The following is a 659-nucleotide window of genomic DNA, read 5'->3' on the forward strand; positions in this document are numbered from 1 at the left end:
GCAGCGCAGGTCGAGCAGGCAGCGACCCGGCCGTGACCGGGTGGGCGCGGGCCGGGGTGGGGGCGGAACGAGAGCGGGGCCGCAGCCTCCGTCGATGGAGTCTGCGGCCCCGCTCCCACGCCGTGGCGTCGAGAGAGATCAGCGGGCGAAGAGAAGCGCGCGCTTGACCTCCTGGATCGCCTGGGTCACCTGGATGCCGCGGGGGCACGCGTCGGTGCAGTTGAAGGTGGTGCGGCAGCGCCACACGCCCTCGGCGTCGTTGAGGATCTCCAGACGCTCGGCGGCACCCTCGTCGCGGGAGTCGAAGATGAACCGGTGCGCGTTGACGATCGCCGCCGGCCCGAAGTACGAGCCGTCCGCCCAGAACACCGGGCACGAGGTCGTGCAGCAGGCGCAGAGGATGCACTTGGTGGTGTCGTCGAAGCGCGCCCGGTCCGACTGCGACTGGATGCGCTCGGCCGACGGCGGGTTCCCGGAGGTGATGAGGTAGGGCTTCACGTCGCGGAAGGCCTTGAAGAACGGCTCCATGTCGACGTACAGGTCCTTCTCCACCGGGAGCCCGCGGATCGGGGCGATCGTGATGGTGATGGGCTTGCCGTCCTTGGGCAGCAGGTCCTTCATGAGGACCTTGCACGCCAGGCGGTTCACGCCGTTGATCA

At 69.5% G+C, this 659-nt stretch carries 1 protein-coding gene; it reads right to left on the reverse strand.

What is annotated here, in order from left to right:
* Positions 1 to 138: 138 nt before the first annotated feature.
* On the reverse strand, positions 139 to 659 hold a 521-nt coding region (locus B4M60_RS02350), incomplete at its 5' end, for a succinate dehydrogenase iron-sulfur subunit (protein ID WP_291079921.1).

Origin of the sequence: Dietzia sp. UBA5065 (genome assembly GCA_002415925.1) — a bacterium.
In the GTDB taxonomy this organism is placed as follows: domain Bacteria; phylum Actinomycetota; class Actinomycetes; order Mycobacteriales; family Mycobacteriaceae; genus Dietzia.